Source organism: Arsenicibacter rosenii, from assembly GCF_001870735.1.
GTDB classification, from domain to species: Bacteria; Bacteroidota; Bacteroidia; order Cytophagales; family Spirosomataceae; genus Arsenicibacter; species Arsenicibacter rosenii.
In genome coordinates, this window is record NZ_MORL01000242.1 from 1 (window position 1) to 567 (window position 567).

At 45.6% G+C, this 567-nt stretch carries 1 protein-coding gene; it reads left to right on the forward strand.

Going from position 1 to position 567, the window contains the following annotated elements; all coding sequences use genetic code 11:
- The first annotated feature begins 177 nt into the window (after positions 1–177).
- Positions 178–513, forward strand: coding sequence for a GNAT family N-acetyltransferase (locus BLX24_RS31070; protein ID WP_445422169.1), 336 nt, complete (start codon positions 178–180; stop codon positions 511–513).
- Positions 514–567 lie beyond the last annotated feature (54 nt).

The window sequence follows — 567 nt, forward strand, 5'->3', positions numbered from 1 at the left end:
CCATTCTGATTACGGCCGGTCTTGTACTGCTCAAATTAACCTCAAAATAACCACCTGAACATGACAACCGGAACTATTTTTATCCGTAAAGCCGGACCGGAAGACCTTGCTATCCTACAGCAAACCGGAAAAAAAACCTTTTACGAAACCTTTGCGCCCGTCAATTCAGAAGCGGATATGGCCCACTATCTGACGACTAGCTTCAGTGAGGCCAATGTACGCAAGGAACTAACCCATCCGGAAACCGAATTTTTCATTGCGTTTGACGCTACCACACCAATTGGCTATCTAAAAGTAAATAACGGCTCTGCTCAAACTGAGTTGCAGGATCCTACTGCGCTGGAAATCGAGCGGATCTATGTGCTGACGGCCTGGCAAGGGAAACAAGTTGGTCAGCTATTGTTTNAAAGCCTATATCTGGCTGGGTGTCTGGGAAAAAAACGCAAAAGCCATCCGGTTTTACGAGAAAAACGGATTTGTCGCGTTCGACAAGCATTTATTCCGGCTTGGTGAGGATATCCAGACGGATATCATGATGAAGAAAATGCTGTAGACAAGTAAGGAGTA